This is a genomic window from Collinsella aerofaciens, assembly GCF_015552075.1.
Taxonomy (GTDB): Bacteria; Actinomycetota; Coriobacteriia; order Coriobacteriales; family Coriobacteriaceae; genus Collinsella; species Collinsella aerofaciens_Y.
Map to the genome: position 1 here is coordinate 33333 of NZ_JADNDZ010000066.1, position 7046 is coordinate 40378.

Annotated in this window: 4 protein-coding genes; all 4 read left to right on the forward strand. The window is 62.0% G+C overall.

All coding sequences use genetic code 11. The annotated features are described in order from the left end of the window. Positions 1 to 5: 5 nt before the first annotated feature. Complete coding sequence (recF, locus tag I2D41_RS04745; protein ID WP_195363706.1) at positions 6 to 1112, forward strand: DNA replication/repair protein RecF; 1107 nt, start codon at positions 6 to 8, stop codon at positions 1110 to 1112. After that, a complete protein-coding gene (locus I2D41_RS04750) occupies positions 1099 to 1662 on the forward strand; it encodes a DciA family protein (RefSeq protein WP_117746866.1) in 564 nt (187 codons plus the stop codon). Before recF ends, I2D41_RS04750 begins: the two co-directional genes overlap by 14 nt. Before the next feature lie 105 nt (positions 1663 to 1767). Continuing rightward, the gene (gene gyrB, locus I2D41_RS04755) at positions 1768 to 3798 is read left to right on the forward strand and encodes a DNA topoisomerase (ATP-hydrolyzing) subunit B (RefSeq protein ID WP_117769723.1); all 2031 of its coding nucleotides are present in this window, start codon (positions 1768 to 1770) and stop codon (positions 3796 to 3798) included. 185 nt (positions 3799 to 3983) lie between these two features. After that, on the forward strand, positions 3984 to 6695 hold the full coding sequence (gene gyrA, locus I2D41_RS04760; RefSeq protein WP_195363709.1) for a DNA gyrase subunit A: 2712 nt from the start codon (positions 3984 to 3986) through the stop codon (positions 6693 to 6695). The last annotated feature ends 351 nt before the right edge of the window (positions 6696 to 7046 follow it).

Below are 7046 nucleotides of genomic sequence, written 5' to 3' on the forward strand. Positions count from 1 at the left end.
GCGCCATGACCATGTTCGCCCGCGATCTTTCCGTCGCGCACTACCGCAGCTTCGATAGCTATCGCCTTGCCCTGGACGAGGGCGTGACGATACTTGCGGGACCCAACGCGGCGGGAAAGACTAATCTCATAGAGGCGCTGCAGCTGCTGACGAGCGGCGCCTCGTTTAGGCACCCGACCGCAGCCGAGCTTATCCATGACGGCGTGGGCTCGTGCAAGGTCGAGCTGAGGCTCGAGGGCGACGGCCGCGTGCTTGATATGGGATTGAGCGCGGAGGACGGTAAGCGCTCGTTTAGCCGCAACGGCAAGAGATGCTCTGCCGCCGGTGTGCGCGGGGTCCTGCCGAGCGTGCTGTTTTGCCCCGACCATCTGGACATGGTTAAGCGAGGCGCCAGTGTGCGCCGTGCTGCCCTCGATGACTTTGGCATGCAACTGAGCGCACGCTACGCCGATCTGGCAAGTGCCTACGGGCGTTGCGTGACCCAGCGCAACGCTCTTCTCAAGGAGAGCTGGTGCTGTCGCGAGATGCTCGGTGCCTGGAACGATTCGATTGCCCGCGCGGGCTCGGCCCTGCTTGTGCACCGGTTGGCCCTGCTCGACCGGCTGGCGGGCCATGTGCACACTGCCTACGGGCAAGTGGCATCCGGTGAGGCTGCCAACGTGACCTATACGTCCACGCTGGGGGATTTGCCCCAGGTCGATGATCGCGAAGAGCTGAAGGGCTGGGCGTACGAGCGCATGCTGGCTGCCCTTGATGAGCACGCCGACGAGGAAATTCGCCGCGGCGTGACGTTGGTGGGACCGCATCGCGATGAGATTGAGTTTACCGTGGCGGGTCGCTCCGCCCGTTCATTTGCCAGCCAAGGTCAGCAGCGAACGTTGGTTCTGGCCTGGAAGGTGGCGGAGGTGGCCGTGGCTCGCGATGTCCTGGGCACCGCCCCGTTGCTGCTTTTGGACGACGTGATGAGCGAACTCGACGGCGAACGCCGCGGTGCTTTTCTGCGGCTGATCGGCGATGATATCCAGACGGTCATAACCACGACCAACCTGGGGTATTTTACCGATGACCTGCTTGATCGAGCCAAGGTGGTGAGCATGGGTGAGACGTGCTAATTACGAGCGCGAGAGCGAAACGGTTGCCTTCAGTGGATTTTTGAACGCAGAGCGTCAGCGCATCCTGGCGGCCGCGACACCTGAGCGCCGCGCGCAGATGGAGGCTGCCGAGGAGTCGCGCGCGGTCTATCGCGCGTGGAACGCGGTGTGCTCGGGCACGCGCGAGGGGCGGCATGTGACGGGCTTGCGCTACCTGCCCGAGTCCAATGAGCTGCTGGTATATCTCGATTCGCCCTCGTGGACGCAGGAAATGACGCTGTTGCGCGAGATCATCCGCGCGCGCATGGAGCGCGCCGGTGCGCATGTGGACGGCCTGGTGTTCAAAACCACCGCGCCGGGTCACACGCCGCCCGCCGCCAAGCAGCGCCTGCGCCCGGCGACGACCGAGCGCCCGCCGGCCCCGCACGCCGACCTAAGTGAGGCCGAGCGCACCGAGATTGAGCGCCAAGTGGCGCCCATCGAAGACCAAAAACTGCGCGAGGCCCTCGAGAATGCCATGAGAGCCAGTGCCGAGTGGGCCAAGGGCGTAGAAAGCAAAAAAGAGCCTTAAATCGCATCTGGTGGCCTTGTAGAGCCAAATACCCTCGTTCCCGAGGGTATTTTTTTACGATAAACTAGTAAGGCTGTACACATTTTCTTGACTGAAGGAGGACGTGTGGCAAACGAAAACGATTACGATGGCGGCGAGATTAAGATTCTCGAAGGTCTCGAGGCCGTTCGTAAGCGCCCGGGCATGTATATCGGCTCGACGAGCGCCAGCGGTCTGCATCACCTGGTGTGGGAGATCGTTGACAACTCCGTCGACGAGGCCATGGCCGGTTTCTGCACCGAGATCCAGGTGACGGTCCACGCCGACAACTCCATCACGGTCGTCGACAACGGGCGCGGCATCCCCGTCGACGAGCACCCTGTTAAAAAGATCCCGACGCTCGAGGTCGTCATGACGATCTTGCACGCCGGCGGTAAGTTCGATAACTCGGCCTATAAGGTTTCGGGCGGCCTGCACGGCGTTGGCATCTCCGTCGTCAACGCACTGTCCAAGCGCGTGGTCGTTCAGGTTCGTCGCGACGGCAACACCTACGAGATGGAGTTCTCGCGCGGCAAGACCGTTAAGAAGATGGAGGTCGTGGGCACCTCGGATTCGACGGGCACCACCGTCACCTTCTGGCCCGACGACGAGATCTTCGAGACCTGCATCTACGATTTCGATACGCTGCACAACCGTCTGCAGGAGACGGCGTTCCTCAATAAGAACCTCAAAATCGTGCTGACCGACGAGCGCGAGGCGACTCCCCATGTGGAGGAGTTTTGCTACGAGGGCGGCATCATCGACTTCGTCAAGTTCCTCAATGAGGGCAAGGACGTCCCCGAGGCCTTTAAGGAGCCTATCTACATCGAGGGCAAATCGGACCCGGACGCACCTGTGGCCAAGATGGGCGAGGTCGAGGTTTCCCTGCAGTGGAATAGCGGTTACGGCGAGAACGTCATGTCGTTTGCCAACGACATCTACACCCCCGAGGGCGGCATGCACCTTGAGGGCTTCCGCACCGCGCTCACCCGCGTGATCAACGACTACGCGCGCAAGCAGAACCTGCTCAAGGAAAAAGACGCCAACCTGACCGGCGACGATGTACGCGAGGGCCTTTCGGCCGTTATCTCGGTCAAGCTGCCCGACCCGCAGTTTGAGGGCCAGACCAAGGCCAAGCTCGGTAGCTCCTATATGCGAGCGCTGACGCTCAAGATCGTGACCGACGGCCTCGCCGATTACTTGGAGGAGCATCCCAAGCCCGCCCGCGAGATCGTCAAGAAGGCGCAACAGGCCTGCAAGGCGCGCAACGCCGCCCGCAAGGCGCGCGAGGCGACCCGCCGCAAGAGCCTGCTCGAGACGGCGTCCCTGCCCGGTAAGCTCGCCGACTGCTCGGTGCGCGATGCCGAGCTGACCGAGCTCTTCATTGTAGAGGGCGACTCGGCAGGCGGTTCGGCCAAGGACGGCCGCCGCCGAGACATCCAGGCGATTCTGCCCCTGCGCGGCAAGATTTTGAACGTCGAACGCGTTGGTGACCATCGCGCGTTCTCGAGTGACACCATCCAGTCGCTGATTACCGCGATCGGCTGCGGCGTCACGACGAGTGCCGGCGACGGCGGCGATTTCGATATCACCAAGGCGCGCTACCACAAGATCATCATCATGACCGATGCAGACGTCGACGGTGCGCATATCCGCATTCTGCTGCTGACGTTCTTCTACAAGTACATGCGTCCGCTGATCGATGCCGGCTACGTCTATGTTGCCTGCCCGCCCATCTTTGGCATTAAGGTGCGCAACAAGATCCACTACGTGTATCCCAACGGCCGCCAGCCCGAAGACGAGATCCTGCGCGACACCATCCAGAGCCTTGGCCTGAACCCCGACGATAACGACGAGGACGGCAAGGCCAAGGACGGCAAGATTACCAAGAAGCGCAAGGGCTATACCGTCCAGCGCTACAAGGGTCTGGGCGAGATGGACCCCAAGCAGCTTGCCTCGACGACGATGGACCCCAAGACCCGCATCCTGCAGCGTGTGTCGATCGAAGACGCCGTGGTGGCGGACCGCGCCGTGCGCGAGCTGATGGGTTCCGAGGTCGGCTATCGCCGCGAGTACATCGAGAAGCACGCGCACGACGCGCGCTTCTTAGACGCCTAACCTGTTCGGCTTTCCCAGCCACCGCACCTTCGCCCTCAATCGTCGGTCGCGTACCCAAGTACGCTTCCCTCCTCTTTCGGGCGAATCTGCGGCACCTGGAAAAGCCGTCTCCGTGGTAGGGAACTAATGGACCACGCAAACCATGAGGAGGTAACGTGGCAGACGATATCAACAATAACGAGGGTATGGGCGAGGCCGGCGATGCCGGCATGCCCGACGATCTGAAGCGCCTGCTTGCCCGCGCTGAGCAGGGCGAGGACGGCGATCCTGACGCCTATAACCCCGATGCCGATGATGACGAGGAAGAAGACGACGACGGCGAGCTCGAGGAGAGCTTTGGCGAAGTCGATCGTGGCGCCTCGGCCGGCGAGGATATAAACGGCGGCCAGCTCCAGATTTCGGAGTTTGGCCGCGAGATGAAGCAGTCATTTATCGAGTATTCGATGTCGGTCATCACGGCGCGCGCCCTGCCGGACGTGCGCGATGGCTTAAAGCCGGTGCACCGCCGCATCCTGTACGCGATGAACGAGAGCGGCATCTACCCCAACCGCCCGCACAAGAAGTCGGCCTGGACGGTCGGCGAAGTTATCGGTAAGTACCACCCGCATGGCGACTTCGCGGTCTATGAGGCCATGGTCCGCCTGGCGCAGTGGTTCTCCATGCGCACGCCGCTCATCGACGGTCACGGCAACTTCGGCAACATCGACGGCGACGGCGCGGCGGCCATGCGTTACACCGAGAGCCGCCTGGCAAAGCCCGCCATGGAACTGCTGCGCGACCTGCAGAAGGATACCGTCGACTGGCAGCCCAACTACGACGAATCGCTTGCCGAGCCCGTGGCGCTGCCTGCGCGCTTCCCCAACCTGCTGGTCAACGGCAGCCAGGGCATCGCCGTCGGCATGGCCACCAACATCGCCCCGCATAACCTCACCGAGGCGATCGAGGCCACCTGCTACCTGATCGACAACCCCGACGCCACCGTTGACGAGCTCATGCAGATCATGCCAGGTCCGGACTTCCCCACCGGCGCCATCATCATGGGCAGCGCCGGCATTAAGCAGAGCTACGAGACCGGCCGCGGCTCCATTACCGTGCGTGCCAAGGCACATGTGGAGTCCACCAAGACCGGCCGCAGCCGCCTGGTCTTTACCGAGATTCCCTACATGGTCAACAAGGGCACCCTGCAGGAGAAGATCGCCCAACTCGTCAACGACAAGCGCATTGAGGGCATCTCGGATATGCGCGATGAGTCCAACCAGAAGGGCATCCGTCTGGTCATCGAGCTCAAGAAGGGCGTCATTCCGCAGGTCGTGCTCAACAACCTGTATAAGTACACCTCGCTGCAGACGACCTTTGGCGCCAACAACCTGGCACTCGTCAACGGCGTTCCCAAATGCCTGAGCCTGCGCGAGATGCTGCAGCACTACATCGACCACCAGGTCGACGTCGTCACCCGCCGCACCCGCTTCGACCTTAAGAAGGCCCAGGCCCGCGCGCATATCCTCGAGGGCTACCTGATGGCCCTTGACCATATCGACGAGGTCATCAGCATCATCCGCTCCTCGCAGACCGACTCCGAGGCCAGCAGCCGACTGATCGAACGCTTTGGCTTTACGCCCGAGCAGACCACGGCCATCCTCGAGATGAAGCTGCGCCGCCTGACCGGCCTGGAGCGCGACAAGATCCAAGAAGAGTTGGACGGCCTGCGCCGCGCCATCGCCTACTACGAGGACCTGCTGGCGCACGAGGAGAAGATTCTGGGCGTCATCAAGGAAGAGATGCGCGAGATCTCCAAGAAGTTTGGCGACAAGCGCCGTACCGAAATCAGCCAAGTTGAGAAGGACCTGGATGTCGAGGACCTCATCGCCGACGAGGATATGGTCGTGACCATCACCCACACCGGCTACGTTAAGCGTATCCCAGTGGCTGCCTACCGTGCCCAGAAGCGCGGTGGCAAGGGCGTGTCGGGCGTCAACCTCAAAGAGGACGACGTTATCGATGAGATGTTCATCGCGTCCACGCACGAGTACGTGCTGTTCTTCTCGAGCAAGGGCAAGGTCTATCGCCTGAAGGTGCACGAGCTGCCGGTGGGTACGCGCCAGGCGCGCGGTACCGCGATCGTCAACCTGCTGCCCTTCGAGGAAGGCGAGAAGATCGCGAGCGTCATCAGCTGCCGCGAGTTCCCGGCCGACGAGTACCTGATGTTTGCCACCAAGAGCGGCATGGTCAAAAAGACCGTGATGAGCGCATATGACCGCAGCCGTCGCGACGGCCTGATCGCTATCAACCTGCGTGACGACGACGCGCTGCTGAACGTGCGCCGCGTGCGCGAGGGCGACAAGATTATCCTGGCCACCACCGCGGGCAAGGCGATCATGTTCTCCGAGGAGCAGGTGCGCGCCACCGGCCGCGATACCAGCGGCGTTCGCGGTATCGGTCTGAAGGACGGCGTGAGCGTTCTGGGCATGGAAGTCACTAACGGCAACGGCGATCTATTCGTCATCACCGAGCGCGGCTACGGCAAGCGCACGCCGGTCGCGGACTACCCGGAGCAGAATCGCGGCGGTCAGGGCGTCTACACCATTCAAATGACCGAGCGTAAGGGTAACCTCGCGGCCATGAAGACGGTGGGCCCGCAGCACGAGCTGTTCATCGTGACGGAGGGCGCGACGGTCATTCGCGTCAAGACCGACGAGATCAGCCAGACCGGCCGCGCCACCCAGGGCGTCAAGATGATGACCGTCGACGACAACGACCGCATCTGCGCCGTGGCCCGCATGACGGCCGCCAAAGAGAGGCCCGAAGGCGAAGCCACAGAAAACGGCTCTGCTTCCGAAGAAACCCCTGTCGATCTAGGCGACGGCAACGACATGCCAGAAGATCTCCTAGACGAGTAAGAGGCCCTAGCTGGTAGAAAAATCAGACCCCATATATCGGCGGTCGGCGCACTGCGCGCCGACCGCTTTTTTGAAAACCTTGGGACTCGCGTTCGCCCCGGTCGCACGGCGGCATGTGAAGTCGATCGCGAGTTCCGCACGAGCCAGAGAGCACTTAATGTGCTCTCTGTGCGAGTCAGGACTGTCCGAGCAGGCGACTTCACATGCCGCCGTGCGACCGGGGCGAACACACTCCAAAGATTTTCAAAAAAGTTGTTGACGCGCGCGTAACGACTCGTCTAATATATCCCTTGCGCGATGGACCTGTAGCTCAGTTGGTTAGAGCGTCCGGCTGATAACCGGGAGGTCACA